24 protein-coding genes are annotated in these 20,961 nt (G+C 34.2%); 16 read left to right on the top strand and 8 right to left on the bottom strand.

Annotated elements, in window-relative coordinates; translation table 11 throughout:
- Positions 1–3: 3 nt before the first annotated feature.
- Both ABD792_RS14170 and ABD792_RS14165 read left to right on the top strand, forming a co-directional pair.
- Positions 4–915, top strand: a complete 912-nt coding sequence (locus ABD792_RS14170) for a DUF2279 domain-containing protein (RefSeq protein WP_345006915.1) — start codon at positions 4–6, stop codon at positions 913–915.
- A gap of 110 nt (positions 916–1,025) precedes the next feature.
- Positions 1,026–1,685 carry a lysozyme family protein gene (locus ABD792_RS14165; protein WP_345006914.1) on the top strand — a complete coding sequence of 220 codons (660 nt, stop codon included), beginning with the start codon at positions 1,026–1,028 and terminating at the stop codon, positions 1,683–1,685.
- 12 nt (positions 1,686–1,697) lie between these two features.
- On the opposite strand, the gene ABD792_RS14160 is transcribed toward ABD792_RS14165, so the two are convergent.
- Genes ABD792_RS14160 through dnaA form a run of 3 tightly spaced genes read right to left on the bottom strand, consistent with a single transcriptional unit; the run spans position 1,698 to position 4,364 of the window.
- Entirely contained in the window at positions 1,698–2,414 is a 717-nt protein-coding gene (locus ABD792_RS14160) for an SAM-dependent methyltransferase (protein WP_345006913.1), read from the bottom strand.
- A 58-nt stretch (positions 2,415–2,472) separates the two neighbouring features.
- A complete protein-coding gene (locus ABD792_RS14155; RefSeq protein ID WP_345006912.1) occupies positions 2,473–2,925 on the bottom strand; it encodes a low molecular weight protein-tyrosine-phosphatase in 453 nt (150 codons plus the stop codon).
- 11 nt (positions 2,926–2,936) lie between these two features.
- A complete protein-coding gene (gene dnaA / locus ABD792_RS14150) occupies positions 2,937–4,364 on the bottom strand; it encodes a chromosomal replication initiator protein DnaA (RefSeq protein ID WP_345006911.1) in 1,428 nt (475 codons plus the stop codon).
- Positions 4,365–4,547: 183 nt separating this feature from the next.
- Between dnaA and ABD792_RS14145 the strand changes: the two genes are divergently transcribed.
- A complete protein-coding gene (locus ABD792_RS14145) occupies positions 4,548–4,949 on the top strand; it encodes an acyl-CoA thioesterase (protein ID WP_345006910.1) in 402 nt (133 codons plus the stop codon).
- Here the strand turns inward: ABD792_RS14145 and ABD792_RS14140 are convergent.
- From ABD792_RS14140 to ABD792_RS14125, 4 genes are read right to left on the bottom strand one after another with little or no spacing between them, the layout of a single operon-like run.
- Complete coding sequence (locus ABD792_RS14140; RefSeq protein WP_345006909.1) at positions 4,946–5,554, bottom strand: IMPACT family protein; 609 nt, start codon at positions 5,552–5,554, stop codon at positions 4,946–4,948. The genes ABD792_RS14145 and ABD792_RS14140 overlap by 4 nt on opposite strands.
- A 5-nt stretch (positions 5,555–5,559) precedes the next feature.
- Positions 5,560–6,171, bottom strand: a complete 612-nt coding sequence (locus ABD792_RS14135) for an HAD family hydrolase (protein ID WP_345006908.1) — start codon at positions 6,169–6,171, stop codon at positions 5,560–5,562.
- Complete coding sequence (gene ribD, locus ABD792_RS14130; protein WP_345006907.1) at positions 6,164–7,177, bottom strand: bifunctional diaminohydroxyphosphoribosylaminopyrimidine deaminase/5-amino-6-(5-phosphoribosylamino)uracil reductase RibD; 1,014 nt, start codon at positions 7,175–7,177, stop codon at positions 6,164–6,166. Before ribD ends, ABD792_RS14135 begins: the two co-directional genes overlap by 8 nt.
- Positions 7,178–7,182: 5 nt before the next feature.
- Positions 7,183–7,635, bottom strand: a complete 453-nt coding sequence (locus tag ABD792_RS14125; protein WP_345006906.1) for a hypothetical protein — start codon at positions 7,633–7,635, stop codon at positions 7,183–7,185.
- A 54-nt stretch (positions 7,636–7,689) separates the two neighbouring features.
- On the opposite strand from ABD792_RS14125, the gene ABD792_RS14120 reads away from it, so the two are divergent.
- The 4 genes from ABD792_RS14120 to ABD792_RS14105 all read left to right on the top strand — a co-directional run bounded on the left by ABD792_RS14120 (position 7,690) and on the right by ABD792_RS14105 (position 11,854).
- A complete protein-coding gene (locus tag ABD792_RS14120; protein ID WP_345006905.1) occupies positions 7,690–8,181 on the top strand; it encodes a GNAT family N-acetyltransferase in 492 nt (163 codons plus the stop codon).
- 20 nt (positions 8,182–8,201) lie between these two features.
- Entirely contained in the window at positions 8,202–9,077 is an 876-nt protein-coding gene (gene prmC / locus ABD792_RS14115) for a peptide chain release factor N(5)-glutamine methyltransferase (protein ID WP_345006904.1), read from the top strand.
- Positions 9,070–11,070 (top strand): NAD-dependent DNA ligase LigA, encoded by a 2,001-nt coding sequence (gene ligA, locus ABD792_RS14110; protein ID WP_345006903.1) that lies wholly within the window; start codon positions 9,070–9,072, stop codon positions 11,068–11,070. The genes prmC and ligA overlap by 8 nt, the downstream gene beginning before the upstream one ends.
- 82 nt (positions 11,071–11,152) lie before the next feature.
- Entirely contained in the window at positions 11,153–11,854 is a 702-nt protein-coding gene (locus tag ABD792_RS14105) for a hypothetical protein (RefSeq protein ID WP_345006902.1), read from the top strand.
- Here ABD792_RS14105 and ABD792_RS14100 read toward each other — a convergent pair.
- Entirely contained in the window at positions 11,849–12,232 is a 384-nt protein-coding gene (locus ABD792_RS14100; protein ID WP_345006901.1) for a DoxX family membrane protein, read from the bottom strand. The genes ABD792_RS14105 and ABD792_RS14100 overlap by 6 nt on opposite strands.
- A gap of 183 nt (positions 12,233–12,415) precedes the next feature.
- Between ABD792_RS14100 and ABD792_RS14095 the strand changes: the two genes are divergently transcribed.
- The 9 genes from ABD792_RS14095 to ABD792_RS14055 all read left to right on the top strand — a co-directional run bounded on the left by ABD792_RS14095 (position 12,416) and on the right by ABD792_RS14055 (position 20,955).
- Positions 12,416–13,156, top strand: coding sequence for a hypothetical protein (locus tag ABD792_RS14095; RefSeq protein WP_345006900.1), 741 nt, complete (start codon positions 12,416–12,418; stop codon positions 13,154–13,156).
- 381 nt (positions 13,157–13,537) lie between these two features.
- On the top strand, positions 13,538–14,065 hold the full coding sequence (locus tag ABD792_RS14090) for a DUF6913 domain-containing protein (protein ID WP_345006899.1): 528 nt from the start codon (positions 13,538–13,540) through the stop codon (positions 14,063–14,065).
- The gene (gene dapA / locus ABD792_RS14085; protein ID WP_345006898.1) at positions 14,058–14,936 is read left to right on the top strand and encodes a 4-hydroxy-tetrahydrodipicolinate synthase; all 879 of its coding nucleotides are present in this window, start codon (positions 14,058–14,060) and stop codon (positions 14,934–14,936) included. The genes ABD792_RS14090 and dapA overlap by 8 nt, the downstream gene beginning before the upstream one ends.
- Before the next feature lie 118 nt (positions 14,937–15,054).
- A complete protein-coding gene (locus ABD792_RS14080; protein WP_345006897.1) occupies positions 15,055–15,855 on the top strand; it encodes an outer membrane protein assembly factor BamD in 801 nt (266 codons plus the stop codon).
- A 13-nt stretch (positions 15,856–15,868) separates the two neighbouring features.
- Positions 15,869–16,195, top strand: a complete 327-nt coding sequence (locus tag ABD792_RS14075) for a DNA-directed RNA polymerase subunit omega (RefSeq protein WP_199115778.1) — start codon at positions 15,869–15,871, stop codon at positions 16,193–16,195.
- 10 nt (positions 16,196–16,205) lie between these two features.
- Positions 16,206–17,414: a bifunctional phosphopantothenoylcysteine decarboxylase/phosphopantothenate--cysteine ligase CoaBC gene (coaBC, locus tag ABD792_RS14070; protein WP_345006894.1), complete on the top strand. Its 1,209-nt coding sequence runs from the start codon at positions 16,206–16,208 to the stop codon at positions 17,412–17,414.
- On the top strand, positions 17,407–18,294 hold the full coding sequence (porD, locus tag ABD792_RS14065) for a type IX secretion system protein PorD (protein ID WP_345006893.1): 888 nt from the start codon (positions 17,407–17,409) through the stop codon (positions 18,292–18,294). The genes coaBC and porD overlap by 8 nt, the downstream gene beginning before the upstream one ends.
- A 64-nt stretch (positions 18,295–18,358) precedes the next feature.
- Positions 18,359–20,011 (top strand): DNA repair protein RecN, encoded by a 1,653-nt coding sequence (recN, locus tag ABD792_RS14060; RefSeq protein ID WP_345006892.1) that lies wholly within the window; start codon positions 18,359–18,361, stop codon positions 20,009–20,011.
- Between the two features lie 125 nt (positions 20,012–20,136).
- Positions 20,137–20,955 carry an enoyl-ACP reductase FabI gene (locus tag ABD792_RS14055; RefSeq protein ID WP_345006891.1) on the top strand — a complete coding sequence of 273 codons (819 nt, stop codon included), beginning with the start codon at positions 20,137–20,139 and terminating at the stop codon, positions 20,953–20,955.
- Positions 20,956–20,961 lie beyond the last annotated feature (6 nt).

Raw genomic sequence — 20,961 nt, 5'->3', positions numbered from 1 at the left:
GCTGTGAACAGGCTAGCATTCCAATATGGTGTTCTGTTTTGTTTGCTTACATCGGTGTCCTTTTCACAAAGTGGACTTAATGGGTTTTTAAGGCCTAGTGATACTTTACACAGCGGAAGGTTAAAGGCAGTAGCTATTTCAGAAGTATCTTTTACAACTGTTTCTTTGGTTGGGCTTAATCAATTATGGTATGCCGACTATGATCGTTCGGGTTTCCATACAATAAACGATTTGGACGAATGGATGCAAATGGATAAATTAGGACATGTGTTTGCTTCTTATCACATTGGTAAATTGGGGGCAGATCTTCTTAATTGGAGCGGCGTAAAGAAAAGGGACCAATTACTATATGGAGCTACATTAGGTTTTGGTTTTCTTACAGCAGTCGAAATATTTGATGGATATTCAAAAGAATGGGGTTTTTCGTGGAGTGATGTACTGGCTAATGCTGTGGGAACAGGTTTTTATGTTGCACAGGAACAGCTTTGGGACGAACAACGTATTGTTTTGAAGTTTTCTTTCCATCAAACCAAATATGCTTCTCAGAGCCCCAATAAGTTAGGAGGGAATTTTTTGGAACAACTTTTGAAAGATTATAATGGACAAACATATTGGTTTAGTGCAAATGTGCATTCATTTTTTAAGACAAGTAAATTACCTAAATGGTTAAATATTGCTGTAGGATATGGCGCTGATGGTATGCTCTCAGGTGTTGATACTAATGGATCGGCAACATTTGCCAGTAGTAATCGCATAAGACAGTATTACTTAAGCTTGGATGTTGACCTTAAAAAAATTAAAACAAAATCACATTTGTTGAAGTCTGTTTTTGAGGTTTTTAACGTAATTAAAGTGCCGTTTCCAACGGTAGAAATAAACAAAAATGGATGTGTATTTCATCTATTCTACTATTAAAAAACGCATATAAACGAGTAATTTTGAAATTATTAAAAAAAATTATAATTTTGCACGCTCAAATTTCAAGGGTGTTTGTCATGCAAATATTCTGAAGAAATTTAAGTGTTATGATAAAAAGTATTGCAAGTTATGTTGCCCTACCACTTACAATATGTTTTCTATTGTATGTATCGTTTTCGTCAGACGAATCGATAGAGTTGGGTACGTATTCAACAAAAGGCTTAGTGTTAAACTATACGGTAAGCCAGGATGCAAACGTTAAGGATAATGTTTTAGCATCGAACGAAGCAAACAAATCATTCTCCCCTTATTTAGGAAAATCATTTGTAGGATTTAAAGAAGCATTAGCTTTTAAAGAGTCTGGAGGCAATTATGCTTCTGTGAACACATACGGGTATTTGGGGAAATACCAGTTTGGTAAGGAAACATTAAAAATGATAGGGATTTATAACTTACAACAGTTCTTAAGAAATCCCAAGTTACAGGAAAAGGCTTTTATGGCCAATGCAGCGAGAAACAAATGGATTTTGAGGCGTGACATCAAAAATTTTGTTGGTAAACGAATTAATGGTGTTCTTGTTACAGAATCTGGAATTTTGGCTGCAGCACATTTAGCTGGACCTGGTAGTGTTAAGAAATACTTACGTAGCTATGGAATTGATAATTTTTCAGATGGTTTTGGTACTACAGTTGAATATTATATGAAGAAGTTTTCTGGTTACGATACTTCTACGGTTAAGCCTAACAGATTAGCTAAGGCAATTTAACACAAAACAAAACTAATTTTTATGAATTATAAATATTGTAGGCCTTTTATGGAGGTCTACGGTATTTTTTATCCATTCGTTTACCGTTAATGTTCTTATCATTTCATTAGGTAATGTAATGTCGCAAGCAACACAAATACTTGTGCTTTTGTCTAAGGTAGAACATAAATCTTCAAGCATTTTATTGTTTCTATAAGGGGTCTCAATAAAAATTTGAGATTGATTGCGTTCAGAAGAAATGCGCTCAAGGCGTTTAATCTCTTTTTTTCTTTCGGATTTATCTATGGGTAAGTAGCCATTAAAAGCAAAGTTTTGCCCATTCATGCCCGAACACATCATAGCCATGAGTATGGACGATGGCCCAACAAGAGGAATGACCTTGATGTTTTTTTGATGCGCTAATTTTACGATGTCCGCCCCTGGATCGGCCACCCCTGGGCATCCAGCTTCCGAAATGAGTCCTACGTTTAGCCCCTTGGAGCATGGTTCGAGAAAGCTAGGTAGTTCGCTTATGTCTGTGAATTTATTTAAATGAAACATTTCTAGGGCAGATTGCGACTTGCCAGAACTTATTTTTTTTATAAATCGCCTTGCTGTCTTTTCGTTTTCAACAATATAAATGTTTGTCTGTTCAATGACTTTTTTTACAGAAATCGGTAATACTTCCAATGGTTCATTTGCTCCTAGTGTTGTAGGTATAAGATATAGGCTTCCTTGAACTGAACTCATATTCGTTGTTAAATGTTTTGAAGTTAAAAATACTAAATATTATTGTAGTATATATTGTTTAAAGCAATGCTTCTGCAATTATAGAACAAGCTTCGTCCAACATTTTATAGACGTTTTCAAAGCCATCATTGCCGCCGTAATAAGGATCCGGTACGCTATAACTTTGGTTAGGGTAGATTTCGTTTAAAATCATTTTTACCTTGTCAATATCTTCCTGGTTTTTGGCAAGCGAGATAACATTGTTGTAATTAGATTCGTCCATAACGTAAATTATGTCAAACCTTTCAAAATCCAATGCGCTAAACTGTCTTCCTCTAAGGTTGGATATGTCTAGTCCGTATTTTTTAGCTATAGCGACAGAGCGTTTGTCTGGTGGATTACCGGTGTGATAATTTGCTGTGCCAGCAGAATCGATGGTAAATTTATTGTATGGGAGTTTAGAACGCAGTATACCTTCTGCTAATGGTGAGCGACATATGTTGCCCAAGCATACCATTAGGATTTTTGTCATTATTACTTAATTTAAACGGAAAGTTTTTTGGTAATATCCTCTACGTATTTTCTAAACTGCTTATCAGTGGAAGTGAGGTTGTCTACTGTTTTGCAAGCATGTAAAACGGTAGCATGATCGCGTTTTCCAATTTGGGAGCCAATGCTGGCTAACGATGCCTTGGTGAATTTTTTAGCAAAGAACATGGCTAATTGCCTAGCTTGAACAATATGTCGTTTTCTTGTTTTTGACTGTAATGTATCAACATCCATTTGGAAATAATCGGAAACAACTTTTTGTATATAATCTATAGAAACTTCTCGCTTGGTATTTTTCACAAACTTTTCTACGATAACCCTCGCTAAATCAATAGTGATCTCTTTTTTGTTGAATGAAGATTGGGCTATTAAAGATATAATAGCGCCTTCTAGTTCCCTAACATTCGTCTTAATGTTCTTGGCTACATAGTCGATAATTTCCTCTGGCATTTCAACGCCATCACGATATAGTTTGTTTTTTAAGATAGAAACACGTGTCTCGAAATCAGGTGTTTGTAATTCGGCAGATAGTCCCCATTTAAAGCGAGACAGTAGGCGTTGTTCTATGTCTTGCATGTCTACAGGGGCTTTGTCACTAGTTAAAATGACCTGCTTACCGTTTTGGTGTAAATGGTTGAAAATATGAAAAAAGACATCTTGTGTTCCTGTTTTTCCAGAAAGAAACTGAACGTCGTCAATAATTAATACGTCAATAATTTGATAAAAATGAATAAAATCATTTCGGTTGTTTTTCTTTACGGAATCGATATATTGTTGCGTAAATTTTTCTGCCGAAATATATAGAACTGTCTTTTCAGGGTATTTGTCTTTAATGTCCACACCAATAGCATGAGCGAGATGTGTTTTTCCAAGTCCTACGCCTCCAAAAATAAGAAGCGGGTTAAACGACGTACCTCCAGGTTTTGATGCTACGGCTAAACCAGCACTTCTGGCTAGCCTGTTGGAATCCCCTTCAAGAAAGTTTTCGAAACTATAATTAGGATTTAATTGAGATTCTATCTTAACATTTCTAATACCTGGAATAACAAACGGATTCCTTAATTCCGGATTCTTATTATTAAGGGGGATGTCTACTTCTTGGGATTTTACGGCACTTCGGTTTGAACTAGGTATTTTTTCTGTAAAAGGTTGTTTGTTGCCATAAGTGTTTTCCATCTTTATGACATAAACAAGTTTGGCTTTTTCTCCCAATTCTTTAGTAAGGGAAACTTTGAGAAGCTTTACGTAATGCTCTTCTAGCCATTCATAAAAGAATTTACTTGGCACTTGAATGCTTAGAGCATTGTCAGTAAGTTTAACTGCTGTTATGGGTTCAAACCAAGTTTTATATGCTTGCGGTTGAATGTTATCTTTTATAAATTTCAGACAATTATTCCATACCGATTGCGCAGTTATACTCATTTTTTTTTACAGAGGTTTTTTTAGTTAGTTGACAAAAAGAGAGGAAATCTCTTCCGATAATTTTATGGGACAAATATGTGAACAAAAATCTTAAAAAAAAAATCGAATGCTATTGAATTTTAAGAAAAATTTCTGCATGTTTGAACCACTGCCGAAGCTACAAAAAAATATTTAAATATTCACATGAAATTCGACGAAATACAAATAAGGGTGAGATACGGTGAAACAGACCAAATGGGAGTGGTACATCATGGCAATTACGCGTTATACCTTGAAATGGGGCGTATCGAATGGTTGAGAAAGCTTGGAGTTTCCTACAAAAAAATGGAAGATAACGGCGTTATGCTTCCTGTTGTTTCCATGGCGTTAAACTATAAAAAATCAGCAGGTTATGACGAGGTAATTAATGTAAAAACGCAACTAAAAAACAAGCCAACTGCAAAAATTGAATTCGACTACACAATAACCAATCAAAATGGGGATATTTTAACAACAGCCAATACTGTTTTGGTTTTTGTTGATAAAGAAACAAAACGACCAGTTAAAGCTCCAAAATATATATTGGAAGCTTTGGGGTATGATTAAACGTGTGCAATTTCAATTTCAAAAAGATGGTTGAATGTTTCGTAAATTAATTTAGCATCTTTTTTTCTTACAGAAATAAAAATTTGACAATTCATTTCTAATTTTTGATTTGTAACATTTATGTTCTTTTCTTTTATGATGCGCATCACCGTATTCATATTTTTATAATCGAACGTAATTACGTAATCAATATTAATAGTTTTTTTTAAAATGTTTGATGCTTCTAGTGTTAATTGCGCAGTCGTTCTATACGCGTTTATTAAACCGCCAACTCCCAATTTTACCCCGCCAAAGTAGCGAACAACAACAATTAATATATTGGTAACTTCAAACGATTGTATTTGTCCATAAATAGGCATGCCTGCAGAATTGCTAGGCTCCCCATCGTCATTGGCACGGTAAGATACGTTATCGGCTCCCAATTGATAAGCGTAGCACCAATGTCTCGCCGCATGGTGTTCTTTTTTTAATAAGGCTAAGTAATGCTTTACGTTGTCTTCAGACGTTATAGGGTAGGCATATCCAAAAAACTTACTGTTTCTATCTTTAAATAAAATATTTTCAGTAGCGACGTCGATGGTCTTGTATGTGTCTTTTTCAATCAAAAGAATTAAAATAAATCAGGTTTAACTTTTGATAGGTCTGTGACATCCTCATGCTTAGGATTGAGATTCCATGTATGTATGCCCAATGACTTAGCAGATAGTATATGCTCGGAGGTGTCATCTATAAAGAGGCATTCGGAGGCGTTTAGATTGTTTTTGCTTAAAACAAATTCGAAAATATTTGCATTGGGCTTTCTTAAATTGATTTCATGAGATAGGTAAAAGGCATCAAAACAATTTTTAAAAGCATTGTAAATAGAAATGTTTTCTTTAATCCAGTCTATATGAAGCTCGTTTGTGTTGCTTAATAAAATAAGTTTATAGTTTGTGGTAGCTTTTAGGTTTTTTAAAAATTTAAGCCTGTGCTCAGGTAAATCTAGCAAAATGCTATTCCATGCGTCTATAAGGTTTTGTCTTGAAAGCTTAGGAAAGTTTTCTAAATAGAATGTAATGAATTCATCAGTACTAACTAAACCTTGTTCGTAAAGGTTGTTAACTGCAAGTATTTCCTCTGAAAGCTTTTCTATCTGTAATAAGTTAAAGATGTTTTTTATGGCGTTTTCTTTATCTAAATTGATAAATACATCACCGAAATCGAAAATGATGGTTTTAATCATTTTTGTATAATTTAAGAATGTCGTTCATTATAAAATGTTTGGCTATTAAATGCCCATTTAGGTCTGGCGCTTTGATGCCCTTGTGGAAACAACAGTTGCCTGTAAATACCCTTGCTTCATCCCATAGATTTTCGTTTATAAAGGATTGGAGTGTTTGTAAGCCTCCTTCAATTATAATAGAGTTAATGTCCCTTTCGTGCAATACGTTGCATATTTGCTGAGCAATGGTACTTTTAGAATTCCAGTCGATATGCGTTTTATCCGACAACACTAATGTTTCAGCTTGGTTGTTAAATATATTATGATCGTTAGAAAGATTGCCCGTTTTGTTAATTATAACCCTAATTGGGTTATTGCCAACCCAGTCCCTTGCAGTTAACGAGGGATTGTCCTGCTTAACAGTGTTACTTCCTACTAAAATGGCTTGTTCCTCGGTACGCCATTTATGGGTTAGTTGGCGCGAATATATATTGCTTATCCAAATGGGTTTTTGCTCATTTTTTGCTAATGGAGCTATAAAGCCATCGGCTGTTTCTGCCCATTTTAAAATAATATAAGGGCGCTTTTTATTATGAAAAGTAAAGAAGCGTTTATGATGTTCCTTACATTCATTAGCCATAACGCCAACGGTCACCTTGCAGCCAGATTGTTTTAACTTTTCAATGCCTTTTCCAGCTACTTTTGTATGGTCATCTATGCACCCGATAACCACATTGGGGATTTTATGTTTAATAATAAGGTCGCTACATGGAGGTGTTTTTCCATAGTGGGAACATGGCTCTAAAGTGACATAGAGTGTAGCCTTTTTTAATAGGTCTTTATTGACTACGGAATTTACGGCATTAACCTCGGCATGGTTGCCGCCATAGGGGCTGGTGAATCCTTCGCCTATAATACTGCCGTTATATACAATAACACAGCCAACCATGGGATTTGGCCTTGTAGTACCTAGACCATTCTTAGCAATGGTAATGCATCTTTTTATATAGACTTCGTGGTTTGTCACTATGACTATTTGATTTTTATGGTTTCAGTTTTGTCCAGGGCATAGGTGTGTGAGAACCCTAGGATGTTATATGCTATTTCTCCTTTATATTGTACCTTAACTTTTTTACTGAATAAGCTCCCTATTAATCCTCCTAAGTTTTTATTGCTGAATAAGCTGTCTTTTGGGATATGAGCCTTTAGGGGAATTGAGAATTCCTTTTTTGCGGGAACTTTAAATGTTTGGGCCGAAACTGTAGCCATTTCATTATTGTTAATAAATACTTTAATTCCATCAGTTTTTAACGAACCACCAATGTCGTTGGGGTTTAAAAAATGAGCATTAGCACTTAGCGTAATGTGTTTATCGGTTGATTCTAAGACTGTGATGTTTTTAATGTTTAAAAATTCAGGCTTTTCCTTTAAGGTGCAGCTAACAAAGGTGATGCATATTGTTGATAAGATTATCAAGTGCTTCATTTTAATTTTTTTAGATTTAGCGTATCTTCACTTGCGCAAAATTAATGTTTTATAGTGAGTAAAGATACTATTGTTATTCGAGAAATTAAACGAGGGGACAATACACAAATAGAACAAATCATTAGGGCGTGTTTCCACGAGTTTAAAATACCTTTGGAGGGAACGGCTTATTCTGATGAGGAAACGCCAAATATGTATGAGGCCTATCAAAATGATAATGATATCTATTTTGTAATTGACCGTGGTGGTTTTATTCTGGGAGGCGGAGGTATTAAGCCGTTAAAAGATTTTGAAACAGATACCTGTGAGATTCAGAAGATGTACTTTACTCCCGAAATACGAGGGAAGGGGTATGGCAAACAATTATTTGAAAAATGTTTGGAAGCAGCTAAAGCTTTAGGCTATAAGCGTTGTTATTTGGAGTCGGCACCACAACTCAAAGCAGCTATACATATTTATGAAGCCTACGGATTTAAACATTTAAATAGGGCTTTCGGCAATACAGGACATTATGCTTGTGGTGTTTGGATGGTTAAAGATTTATAGTAAAGTAGTAACAATAGAATTTGAAACTTAAAGAATTACAGAGGTTATTTCATTCGAGATTGGATCGTATTTATGATAAAAATGAAATTGATAGTTTTTTTTTTATTTTAATAGAAACTTTTTATGGCGTATCCAGGATTGATTTAGCCTTAAAGCCGGATGAAATAGTTGGAAATGAGGAGCATATTTTAACGGCTTTGGGTGCTTTGGAATTAGAGCAGCCAATTCAGTATATAATTGGTCAAACCGAATTTTATGGACTAAATTTTAAAGTCAACGAGCATGTTTTAATACCCAGACCCGAAACAGAAGAATTAGTTGAATGGGTTCTATTAAAGTTAAAAACAAAGCATTCAAGTCATAAAACGCTTAATATTTTAGATGTTGGCACGGGAAGTGGATGTATTGCTGTTGCCTTGGCAAAAAACCTACCTAATGCAAAGGTATACGCCTTCGATGTTAGTAAAGAAGCTCTAACTGTGACCAAGCGAAATGCCGAACTAAATGATGTTGCCATTGAATATGTTGAGGCCGACATTTTAAATTCGGACACTTGGAGCAAAGATTTCAAATCATTAAAGTTCGATGCAATTGTGTCTAACCCGCCCTATATTAGAGAGCAAGAAAAGCAATTTATGAAAGGTAACGTGTTAAATAACGAACCCCATTTGGCATTGTTTGTAAAAGATGAAGATCCTTTGTTGTTTTACAGGGCAATAACGAATCTGGCCGTTAAAAGTTTGCAAGGTGTGGGGATGTTGTTTTTTGAGATAAATGAATATCTTGGTAATGAAATGATTCAATTGTTAAAGTCTTACAATTTTTCAGAAATAGAATTAAAACAGGATATCTATAAAAAAGATAGAATGATAAAAGGAAACATAGTTAATGGATAATATAAAGCAATACATTCAGGAATTACGTGCCGAATTACGCGAGCACAATTATAATTATTATGTTTTAGATAAACCAGTAATATCAGATTACAAGTTTGATATTAAATTAAAGGAATTACAAGAACTCGAAACTAAACATCCAGAGTTTTTTGATGCCAATTCACCAACACAAAGAGTGGGTGGAGCGGTTACAAAGAACTTTGAAACCATTGTGCATGAGTACCGAATGTATTCGTTGGATAACTCGTATTCTGTAGAGGATCTTAAAGATTGGGAAAATAGAATAAAAAAGATAATTGAAGGAGATGTTCAATATACTTGTGAGCTTAAGTATGATGGTGCTTCCATTAGTTTAACATACGAGCAAGGTAATTTGGTAAAAGCTGTTACAAGAGGAGATGGCTTTCAAGGTGATAATGTTACTGCTAATATTAAAACCATAAAATCAGTGCCATTGGTGCTTAAAGGCGATTATCCTGATAAATTTGATATTAGGGGTGAAATTGTTTTGCCTTTCGAAGGGTTTAATAAAATGAACGAAGAACGTATTGAGATAGGAGAGGAACCGTACAGGAATCCGAGAAACACAGCTTCAGGTAGTTTGAAGCTGCAAGATAGTGCCGAGGTTGCTAAGCGCCCCTTAGAATGTTTGCTTTATAATTTAACAGGCAGGAATTTAGGCGTTACTACTCAATTTGATAGTTTGGATAAGGCTAGGCAATGGGGGTTTAAAGTGCCCAATGAAGCGCGATTAGCTAATTCATTAGAAGAAGTTTTTGAATACATAGATTACTGGAACATAAACAGGCAAAAATTGCCTTACGAAACCGACGGGGTTGTTATAAAAATTAATAGTTTACAGCAGCAGGAAGAGTTAGGATACACGGCTAAAGCACCGCGTTGGGCTATGGCTTATAAATTTAAGGCAGAGCAGGTTTCGACCCAACTGAACAGTATTAGCTATCAAGTTGGTCGTACTGGAGCAATAACGCCTGTTGCCAATTTGGAACCTGTTGAATTGGCAGGAACGACCGTAAAGAGAGCTTCATTGCATAATGCAGACCAAATTGAAAAATTGGATGTTAGAATAGGTGATGAGGTGTTTGTAGAAAAAGGGGGGGAGATTATCCCAAAGATAATTGCTGTCGACCTGAGTAAGCGAAAAATAGACGCTTTACCTGTGCAGTATATTACACATTGTCCAGAATGTGAAACAGAATTGGTGAGGCACGAAGGAGAAGCGCAGCATTATTGTCCCAATTATAATGGTTGTAAGCCGCAAATAGTAGGTAGGATACAGCATTATATTTCAAGAAAGGCTATGGATATTGATGGACTTGGAGGCGAAACAGTGGCTTTGCTCGTAAATGCAGGTCTTATAGCTAATTATTCAGACCTTTATGAGTTAACTAAAGAGCAGGTGTTACCACTGGAGCGCATGGCAGAGAAAAGTGCCGATAATTTAATTAATGGTATAGCGAAATCCGTTGACATTCCTTTCGAACGTGTTTTATATGCGCTCGGAATTCGTTATGTAGGAGAAACGGTAGCTAAAAAATTGGTAAAGCACTATAAGAACATTTCAAATATAGCCGCTGCTACGGAAAGTGATTTGGTTAATGTAGATGAGATTGGGACTAAAATAGCTCAGAGTGTTCAGGCGTTTTTTAAGTCTGATAAAAATTTGATTATTATTGAGCGTCTTAGGCAATTTGGTGTTCAATTGGAAGTTTCGGAAGAGGAATTAGCCAATCAAACCGATTTATTGACTGGTCAAACCATTGTAGTTTCAGGGGTCTTTGAATCGATATCCCGTAATGAATTAAAGAAGTTTATAGAAGATAATGGAGGAAAGGTAGGGAGCTCTATATCTTCAAAGACAAGTTTTATTGTTGCAGGAAGTAATATGGGACCCAGCAAAAAACAGAAGGCCGAAAAACTCAACGTTAACATAATAAATGAGTATGAATTCTTACAAAAAATAAAAAAATAAACTTTTTATCGGTAAAAATGTGTTTTTTGTCGATTGTTTATTAATTTTTTTTATATTTGTACGGTAACCATAAATTGCTGTTATGAGTAAATTTAGAATCTTGACGGGATTAGTTGTGTTATTGTACGTGCTCTCAATTGCGTTTCAGTTTATTGGAAATAAAGATTTTTCATATAATTTTGAATCCTTAATATTACCTACAGTAACAATTATTTATTTTTTGTATGTGGAAAAACGATCGATCTTCTTTTCATTGTTTCTGGTCGTATACTCCATTTCAGATTTATCGATTCTAATCGCCGACTACATCCCGAAAGATGTTGATTATTTTTTAGGTAATTCATTATATGTAATAGCTTATGTTTTCTTGTTGATAGAGGTATTTAAATCTTTAAGTATTTGGCATGTGGTAAAAAACTATAAAATACACATTCTTGTTCTAATAATTTTGAACGTTTATTTGATATATGTTTTACAAGTTATAGTTGATCCTCAAGCTAAATTGGGTAGTGAATATTATATGGAGTTGGTGTACAATGTGGTTACGTTTTTATTATTATCTGTAGCGCTCTTAAATTACTTTTACAAGGATGATAAGAAGTCACTTTATTTGTTTATAGGTGCTTTATGTATCGTTTTTTCAGAAATTATAGATGTAGCCTATTTGTATATTACCCAAAGGAGTTTGTTGAATATCTCATCCATTACTTTGGCAGTTATTTCGTTTTATTTTTTCTTTCAACACTCAAAACTTAACGGTGAAGAAAGAAAAGTGATTTTATAGTAATGCTTTAATTTTAGGTAATGCATGTCTCTCTCTGTAAAGTATAATTGCTGAAAGTATAAAGGTTATTACTGCTGTTAAAAATAGGAGGCCATTATCGTCATTAACTTGAATGCCTAAAATAGTTAGATGCATAACTATAGCACCACCAATAACCCCTAGTGTAAGTAAAGAGCCTATCCAGATAGTTTTAGGAATTAGTATCAGTATGCTAGCAATTAGTTCAATAATACCAATGCTTACCCTACCAAAAGGCTCCATGCCTAGTTTAGTGAAAATATAAACACTGTCAGGGTGAGCAAAAAATTTAAATCGTAATGTCTGTAATAAGATAAGGGCAACGGTTATTCTTAAAATTAAAGGCAATTTTTTTATCATATCGTAAAATTTATTGATCGTAAATTTAAAGTTTAGACGTAATTAAGTGCACAACTTATCAAAGTGTGAAATATTAAATCATGAATAGGAATAATCTTAGTATTTTATCGGTTAAATATGTGTTTTGTCGGTGTGTTTGATTTTTTTTGCTATATTTGAGTAACATGTTTATTTATATTTATCATGAAAACCATGTATGCCCCACCCCTGTATCGTATTTTTTTTAGTGTTCTATTATTAGTAATTGTAGCAAGCGTTATCGGAATTGTTTTTGGTAATGCTTTTGTTTTACAATTAATAAAATTAACATTTCTTAGTACTATTTTATTGTTCTTTCTAATCAGGCAAAATCGGGTTTGTGCCCTGCTTATTGCTTTTTTTTCGTTTTCTTTTTTAGGAGCGCTATTTTCCATTGTTGGTATGGATGAGGTTTACGAAAGAATCTTTGGTTTAGTAGGTTATTTGTGTTTGGTAGGAATAACAATACCTAAATTTAAACTATACAAATTGGATAAAATTATAAGAGCTTATCTTTTGGTTGTGTTTTTAATAAACACCTATTTTGTATATGTTCTATATGGCGTTTTAAAAGCTGTAATGGTTGATTTGGTCGATGTTACCTTATTTGCAATAAAGAGTATGTCTTTAATAGTTTTGGTATTTGTTGCTTTTGGAGTGTATTTGCATACTGAAACAAAGCAAACCATTACTTTTTTAATGGCTGGGATGAGCTTTGCTTTCTCAACCGTATTGGAGTACATAAACTTTTATTATGTGTATAATTGGGCATTTGTGTTATTAGGTAAAGTGCTATTTGCATTTGGAATCTATTTAATTATATCTTTTATGATTCAACAGAACAAAAAAGTTAAGCAAGAAAGACGTCGTGATAGAATGGCTCGATCCGAGAGTGTTTTTGCTTAATATAAAAAGCACAGGCATGAGTTGCCTTTAATATATTTTTTACTTCTTGGTTTTTTATTTTGTTCATAATTACAATACTTGCTCTTTTGTGGGGCAACCCCAATAGGTGCTGTTTATTGGGCTTTTTAACCAATGAAAGTCTTGTTACAATATCCTTGGAAATTTAGTGCCGAAAGTACTTTAAACGTATCTTTTTTAAGCTATACATGGCTATAGGCCTCTTTTTATTCAGTTTTATAAGGGATCAAGAAGAATAATGTTTTGTTGCATATCCAAAAGAAATAACAAAATATAACAAAATGAATAAATATGTGAAGCCTGTGCATTATGCATATATTTTGAACGTACTTTTGTTACCTTTGCGCAAAGTTTAAAAGCAATATGATTTTTAAAGGGCTTAAAAAAAGATCCAATAAAAGACACTTAAATAAACTCATATCAGAACGCTTTGTTAATGTAGATGATGCTAAAGTAAATAAGTTGGGCGTTATCTTAAATTTAAATGAAATAGATGATATCGAGTTGTTTAGGGGCTTGGCAGCTTATTTAAAAGTTAGACCTAACAAGTTAAAGGTTATTGCGTTTTCCTCCAATGGAAAAGAAAAAGCAAATGCTTGGGATCTTTGTTTTAACCCTAGTGATTTTGGGTGGAATGGGACTGTAAAGAATGTAGAACTAAAATCTTTCTTAGATATCGAGTTTGATGTTTTGATAAGCTATTACACCGAAGAACTATTAGAATTAAAATTGCTAACAGCATTGTCTAAATCCCGATTTAAAGTCGGCATTTTACAAACAGATAAGCGCTTAAACGATTTGATTATAAAAACAGATATTAAAGAATTTAACGTATTTAAAGAAGAACTCTATAAATACCTAACTATATTAAATAAGATTAAAAATGAATAGTAAGTTTCTAGGAACTGGAGTCGCTTTGGTAACACCTTTTAAATCAGACTTAAGTATAGATCATGAAGCATTGGCGAATATCGTTAATTATAATATTGATAATGGAACTGATTACCTTGTAATTTTGGGTACAACAGGAGAAAGTGTAACCGTAACAAAACAGGAGAAAAAAGATATTGTTGAAACAATTTCTAAGGCAAACAATAGCCGTGTGCCAATGGTTTTGGGTATAGGAGGAAATAATACAGCTCAAGTTGTCGAAGAAATTAAAACTACCGATTTAAGTAAAATAGACGCTATTTTATCAGTAGCACCATATTATAGTAAGCCAACACAAGAAGGGTTTTATCAGCATTTTAAAGCTGTTTCGGAAACGTCCCCAGTACCTGTAATTTTGTATAATGTTCCAGGACGTACAGCTAAAAACATGGAGCCTTCAACAACTTTACGCCTGGCAAACGATTTTGAAAATGTTATTGCAATTAAGGAAGCAGGAAATAATGTAGCCCAATATTTGCAGTTACTAAAACATAAACCAGATGATTTTTTAATCATTTCTGGAGATGATGATTTAGCTCTTGGTGTTGTTTTAGCAGGTGGTGCAGGTGTAATCTCAGTAATTGGTCAAGCTTTCCCTAAAGAATTTTCAGAGATGATCCGTTTAGGGCTGCAAGGCAATGCGAAAGAAGCGTACAAGCTACATTTTAGACTAATGGATGTAATTGGCTATATTTTTGAAGAAAATAACCCTTCAGGAATTAAAGCCGTTTTTGAAGCTTTAAATAAGTGTAATAGTGCCGTTCGTTTACCTCTTGTCCAAGCTTCTGGTGAATTAAAAGAAAAGATCAAAGCTTTTGTAAAACAGTTTTAAGGAGTGTTAAATATTACTTAAACCTTATGGATGCTATGTTTTAGCAATTACCTTAGCATTAAAATAATATTTTTAAAATCCATAATAATAACTTAATTTTGCATCCTGTTTAAAACCTATGAAGAAGTTTTTCTACGTATTATTAGCCTGTGCTATTTTAAGCGCTTGTAGTGAGTATCAAAAAGTACTAAAGGCCGAAGATATTGCTCCAAAGTTTAAAATGGGAGAAGATCTTTATAACCAAGGTAAATTTGCTAAGGCCAACAGATTGTTTGCTCAAATAGTACCTAATTATAGAGGGAAGCCACAAGCCGAAAAATTAATGTACTTGTATTCTAATTCTTTTTACCAAATGAAGGATTATTATACAGCAGCATATCAGTTTGAACGTTTTGTTTCCAGTTACCCAAAAAGTGAAAAGCTTGAGGAGGCCTCTTTTTTTAGTGCCAAGAGTTACTACATGTTGTCGCCAGCTTATACCAAAGACCAAAAGTCAACTAAAGAAGCGATCGGAAAGCTGCAACTATTCATAAACTTATTTCCCGAATCAGAGTATGCAAGTGAAGCTAACAAATTGGTTAGGGAATTAGACTTTAAACTTGAAAAGAAAGCCTATAGTATCGCTAAGCAATACAATCATATTTCAGATTATCAGGCTTCTATAAAATCATTTGATAATTTTGTATTCGAATTTCCAGGCTCTACTTTACGTGAAGATGCCCTATTTTTTAGGTTAGATTCTGCTTATAAGCTAGCTATAAACAGTATAGAATATAAAAAGCGGGTACGTTTGGAAAAAGCGAAAGAATATTATAATGCATTTAAAAAAGCCTATTCAGATTCTAAATATTTAGAAGACGTAAATGCAATGGCTAACGAAATAGACGATGCGTTAAAGAGTTATAGCACTAAAAGTTAAATAATTTATTATAATGGATTTAAAAAAGACCAATGCGCCGGTTAATACCATAACGTATGATAGAAATCAAATTGATGAGCCAACAGAAAACATTTATGAGGCTATTTCAATTATTTCAAGACGTGCAGAGCAAATTAATACAGAGATCAAGAAAGAACTTATTGATAAGTTAGAAGAATTTGCTACTTACAACGATAGTCTTGAAGAGATCTTTGAAAATAAAGAGCAAATAGAGGTTTCTAAGTTTTATGAAAAATTGCCTAAACCTCATGCGTTAGCTGTACAAGAATGGTTAACGGATAAAGTATATTTTAGAAATACTGAGGAAGACGCTCAGTAAAAAAGTTAAAATGTCTATACTAAGCGGCAAGAACATACTATTAGGCATTAGTGCTGGTATTGCCGCTTATAAAACGGCTTCCCTAGTAAGATTATTTATAAAAGCGGGTGCTCAGGTAAGAGTAATCATGACACCCTCTGCTAAAGAATTTATTACACCTTTAACCTTATCAACCCTTTCAAAACATCCGGTTTATTCCTCTTTTACAAACGAAGATGATAATGTCGTTTGGGTCAATCACGTAGATTTAGGTTTGTGGGCAGATCTTTTTATTATTGCTCCAGCAACAGCTAACACTTTATCAAAAATGGCAAATGGGGTATGTGACAATTTATTATTGGCCACTTATTTATCCGCCAAATGTCCTGTGTATTTTGCGCCAGCTATGGATTTAGATATGTACAAGCACGGGAGTACCCATAAATCTTTTGAGGTTTTAAAAAGTTATGGCAATACCATGATTCCTGCAACCAGTGGCGAATTGGCCAGTGGCTTAGTAGGTGAGGGCAGAATGGCAGAACCAGAAGCTATTGTTAATTTTATAGAAACAGATATTTTAAGCACTTTACCACTTAAAGGTAAAAAAGTACTAATTACAGCTGGCCCAACTTACGAAGCTATAGATCCCGTACGTTTTATTGGAAACCATTCCAGTGGTAAAATGGGTTTCGAAATAGCCAAGGCAGCAGCCAACAATGGTGCTGAGGTTGTTTTGATTTCGGGACCAACGCACCAAACGGTAGCACATAACCTAATTAATGTAATTCCAGTTGTAAGTGCTCAAGAGATGTACGAAGCAGTTCATCAATATTTCGGAACAGCAGATATTGCAATATGTTCTGCTGCTGTTGCAGATTATAGACCTAAAGAAATTGCTTCCCAGAAAATAAAAAAGCAGGAAAGTACGTTAACTATAGAGCTAGAAAAAACAAATGACATTTTAGCTTCACTGGGAGCCATTAAAAAGAAACAATTTTTAGTTGGCTTTGCATTAGAGACAAATAATGAACTGGAGAATGCAAAAGAGAAATTAAAAAGGAAGAATTTAAATTTAATTGTTTTAAATTCGTTAAATGATAAAGGAGCAGGATTTAAGAAGGATACTAATAAGGTGACTTTTATTGATAGTGATGATGTTATAACTAATCACGAATTAAAGTCTAAAAGAGATGTGGCCAAGGATTTAATAAATAAAATTATTGAACAGATTAATGCGTAGTATTTTAGTAATCGTAATATTATGCTTGGGTAATTTAGTCAATTCTCAAGAGCTTAACTGTAATGTCGTTGTTAACGCACGTCAGACAGGGAATGAGAACCAGTCTATTTTTAAAACCTTGGAAAAGCAGTTGACAGAATTTGTTAACAATACAAAATGGACCAACAGAGCGTTTGGAGTTCAGGAACGTATTGATTGCAGTATGGTAATTACTATTACAGATTACAGCGGAGAGGCTTTTCAAGGATCAATTCAGGTGCAGTCTTCACGTCCGGTTTTTGGATCTTCGTTTACAACACCTGTTTACAATTTTAATGATAAAGATTTTGCCTTCCGCTATTTAGAATTTCAGAATTTAATTTTTAATCCTACACAATACGAATCAAATTTGGTGTCTGTTTTGGCTTTCCATGTTTATATGATATTAGGTTTGGATGCTGATACATTTTCGGAAAATGGAGGCGCTCCTTATTATAAAATTGCGCAAACCATTACCAATTATTCACAACAAGATAACTACTTAGGCTGGAAGCCAGAAGATGGCCTGCAAAGTCGATTTACATTAATAGATAATATGTTATCCCCAACTTTTGTAACGTTTAGGGAAGTGATGTATTCTTACCATCGTGAAGGTTTGGATGTAATGGCAGATAACGCTAAAAAGGGAAAAGAGCAAATAGCTGAAACCCTAAAAAAATTTCAGGCAATGAACAGTCGTAGGCCTAACTCGTTTTTGCTCCGTACATTTTTTGATGCAAAAGCCGATGAAATAGAACAAATATTCAGCGATGGCCCTAATGTTAATATTGCCAGTGTTAAAGAAGTACTCCAAAAAGTGGCTCCCATGCATGCAGGTAAATGGAGGAATATTACGTTCTAATACCTTCTTTAATCAAATCACATTCATTATATTTAATTTCATTATTTAAACATTTGTAATAGTTTTGCTAACATCACTTTCAATCAAAAATTACGCACTAATTGACAAGCTTCAAGTTGATTTTAACAATGGCTTTTCAATTATAACAGGAGAAACAGGGGCAGGTAAATCTATTCTATTGGGCGGTCTATCTTTAATTCTTGGTAAGCGTGCCGATTTGAGTAGTTTGAAGGATACATCTCAAAAATGTATTATAGAAGCCGTTTTTAATATTACAAATTACAATCTTAAAGCTCTTTTCGAATCTCAAGATTTTGATTATGAAGATATAACTATTGTTAGAAGGGAAATATTACCTTCGGGTAAGTCCAGAGCGTTTGTAAACGATTCGCCAGTAAACTTAGCAGGTTTGCAGGTGTTAGGAGAACGTTTAATAGATATTCATTCGCAGCATCAAACCTTAGAGCTCACAAGTAACGATTTTCAATTTCAGGTTATTGATGCTTTAGCTAATAATGAAGAAACTATTGTAAACTATAAAATTGAATTAAAGCAATATAAGAAACTTCAAAAAGAACTTCAGGAGCTGTTGAACTTTCAGGCTGAAGCGATAAAAGAACATGATTATAATTCATTTTTACTAAATGAATTGGTTGAAGCAAATTTACAGGAAGGCGAGCAAGAAAGCCTTGAAGAAGAATATGAAACATTAAGCAATATAGAAGGAATAAAAGAAAGACTTTCGGAAGCTTATTATTTGTTGAATGATGAACAAGTGGGGGTGCTAGCAACGCTTTCCACGTTAAAGAACAACCTACAAAGATTAGCCAGTTTATCTACTAAATACAACGATTTGTGTAGACGCGTTGATAGCACCCTAATAGAGTTAGACGATGTATTTCGTGAAGTAGATATATTGCAAGATACTGTGGAAGCAGATCCTAACAGATTGGAGGTTGTAGATGCAAAATTAAAATTGCTTCATAATTTAATGCAAAAGCACTTGGTTGCCAATGTTTCAGAATTAATAGAAGTTAAAGACGCTTTAGAAGAAAAGGTAGAAGCTACAGAAAATATTGAAGGGGCTATACATAAGAAAGAGCAACAAATAGAAATTAAAGTTAATAAGCTCAATGCTATTTCAAAAGACATTAATAAGAAGCGTATAGAAGTTGTACCACAACTAAAAACACAGCTCGAAGCCATTCTAAATAGTTTAGGTATGCCAAATGCGCAATTTACAATAAACCTTGACCACGGGAAACAGTTTTTTTCTAATGGTAAAGACGAATTATCTTTTCTGTTTTCGGCAAACAAAGGCGGACAGTTTAATGAGCTTAAAAAAGCCGCTTCAGGGGGTGAGCTGTCCAGGATTATGTTGGCTATAAAATCGGTTTTATCTAAATATGTTCAGTTGCCAACTATTATGTTCGATGAGATCGATACCGGAGTTTCAGGAGAGATTTCCAATAAAATGGGAGATATAATGTTGCAAATGAGTAAAACAATGCAAGTGTTTTCGATAACACATTTACCGCAAATTGCAGCCAAGGGGCATACACATTATAAAGTTTTTAAAGAAGATGTTGAAGAAGTCACTCAAACCAATCTGGTGAAACTAAATCATGATGAGCGTATTGTTGAGATAGCTAAAATGCTTGGTGGTGTGGAAATGTCGACCTCTGCAATAGCACATGCCAAAGAATTACTCAATTAAAAATTACCAAAGTTTAAAGTTTAAAGTTTAAAGTTTAGTATTTTTGAACCGTTAAAACTGTAAATGTGTTTTTATAAGTAACGAACACACTTGCATATAGAGATTAAACATATAAACTAAAAAGTATGTCATACAATTTATTAAAAGGAAAAAAAGGAATTATTTTTGGGGCATTAGATTCTAACTCTATTGCTTGGAAAACGGCTGAACGTGTTCATGAGGAAGGCGGTCAATTTGTTTTAACTAATGCTCCTGTAGCGATGCGTATGGGGCAAATAAACGAGTTAGCAGAGAAAACTGGCTCTCAAATTATTCCAGCCGATGCTACTTCTGAGGCCGATTTACAGAATTTGGTAGAGAAATCAATGGAAATCCTTGGAGGTAAAATAGATTTTGTATTGCATTCTATTGGGATGTCTATAAATGTTAGAAAAGGAAAACATTACACAGATCAGAATTACGATTGGACACAAAAAGGAACAGATGTTTCAGCAATGTCTTTTCATAAAGTAATGCAGACACTTTATAAGGCTGATGCCATGAACGAATGGGGCAGTATCGTGGCTTTATCCTATATGGCTGCGCAACGTGTATTTCCCGATTATAACGATATGGCAGATAATAAAGCGTATTTAGAAAGTATTGCTCGTAGCTTTGGTTATTTCTTTGGAAGAGACAAGAAAGTTCGTGTAAATACTATTTCACAATCACCAACGCCTACGACAGCTGGAAGCGGCGTTAAAGGTTTTGACGGCTTTATAGCATATGCAGATAAAATGTCGCCATTAGGTAATGCAACGGCATTAGATTGTGCAAACTATACAGTTACATTATTTAGTGATTTAACAAAGCGTGTTACACTCCAAAATCTTTATAACGACGGAGGGTTCAGTAATATGGGGGTAAGCGATGCCGTTATGGAAGCCTTTGTGAATAAGGATTAAAACTGT

It is taken from the genome of Snuella lapsa (assembly GCF_039539345.1).
GTDB classification, from domain to species: domain Bacteria; phylum Bacteroidota; class Bacteroidia; order Flavobacteriales; family Flavobacteriaceae; genus Snuella; species Snuella lapsa.
Note: the sequence above shows the minus strand (reverse complement) of the source record. Positions and strands in the feature narration are given on the sequence as shown.

Excerpts from the sequence above, each read along its gene's own strand:
- ABD792_RS14165 (WP_345006914.1), top strand. The coding sequence starts at position 1,026 with ATGATAAAAAGTATTGCAAGTTATGTTGCCCTACCACTTACAATATGT.
- ABD792_RS14160 (WP_345006913.1), bottom strand. The coding sequence starts at position 2,414 with ATGAGTTCAGTTCAAGGAAGCCTATATCTTATACCTACAACACTAGGA.
- ABD792_RS14155 (WP_345006912.1), bottom strand. The coding sequence starts at position 2,925 with ATGACAAAAATCCTAATGGTATGCTTGGGCAACATATGTCGCTCACCA.
- dnaA (WP_345006911.1), bottom strand. The coding sequence starts at position 4,364 with ATGAGTATAACTGCGCAATCGGTATGGAATAATTGTCTGAAATTTATA.
- ABD792_RS14145 (WP_345006910.1), top strand. The coding sequence starts at position 4,548 with ATGAAATTCGACGAAATACAAATAAGGGTGAGATACGGTGAAACAGAC.
- ABD792_RS14135 (WP_345006908.1), bottom strand. The coding sequence starts at position 6,171 with ATGATTAAAACCATCATTTTCGATTTCGGTGATGTATTTATCAATTTA.
- ABD792_RS14125 (WP_345006906.1), bottom strand. The coding sequence starts at position 7,635 with ATGAAGCACTTGATAATCTTATCAACAATATGCATCACCTTTGTTAGC.
- ligA (WP_345006903.1), top strand. The coding sequence starts at position 9,070 with ATGGATAATATAAAGCAATACATTCAGGAATTACGTGCCGAATTACGC.
- ABD792_RS14105 (WP_345006902.1), top strand. The coding sequence starts at position 11,153 with ATGAGTAAATTTAGAATCTTGACGGGATTAGTTGTGTTATTGTACGTG.
- ABD792_RS14100 (WP_345006901.1), bottom strand. The coding sequence starts at position 12,232 with ATGATAAAAAAATTGCCTTTAATTTTAAGAATAACCGTTGCCCTTATC.
- ABD792_RS14095 (WP_345006900.1), top strand. The coding sequence starts at position 12,416 with ATGAAAACCATGTATGCCCCACCCCTGTATCGTATTTTTTTTAGTGTT.
- ABD792_RS14090 (WP_345006899.1), top strand. The coding sequence starts at position 13,538 with ATGATTTTTAAAGGGCTTAAAAAAAGATCCAATAAAAGACACTTAAAT.
- dapA (WP_345006898.1), top strand. The coding sequence starts at position 14,058 with ATGAATAGTAAGTTTCTAGGAACTGGAGTCGCTTTGGTAACACCTTTT.
- ABD792_RS14080 (WP_345006897.1), top strand. The coding sequence starts at position 15,055 with ATGAAGAAGTTTTTCTACGTATTATTAGCCTGTGCTATTTTAAGCGCT.
- ABD792_RS14075 (WP_199115778.1), top strand. The coding sequence starts at position 15,869 with ATGGATTTAAAAAAGACCAATGCGCCGGTTAATACCATAACGTATGAT.
- coaBC (WP_345006894.1), top strand. The coding sequence starts at position 16,206 with ATGTCTATACTAAGCGGCAAGAACATACTATTAGGCATTAGTGCTGGT.
- porD (WP_345006893.1), top strand. The coding sequence starts at position 17,407 with ATGCGTAGTATTTTAGTAATCGTAATATTATGCTTGGGTAATTTAGTC.
- ABD792_RS14055 (WP_345006891.1), top strand. The coding sequence starts at position 20,137 with ATGTCATACAATTTATTAAAAGGAAAAAAAGGAATTATTTTTGGGGCA.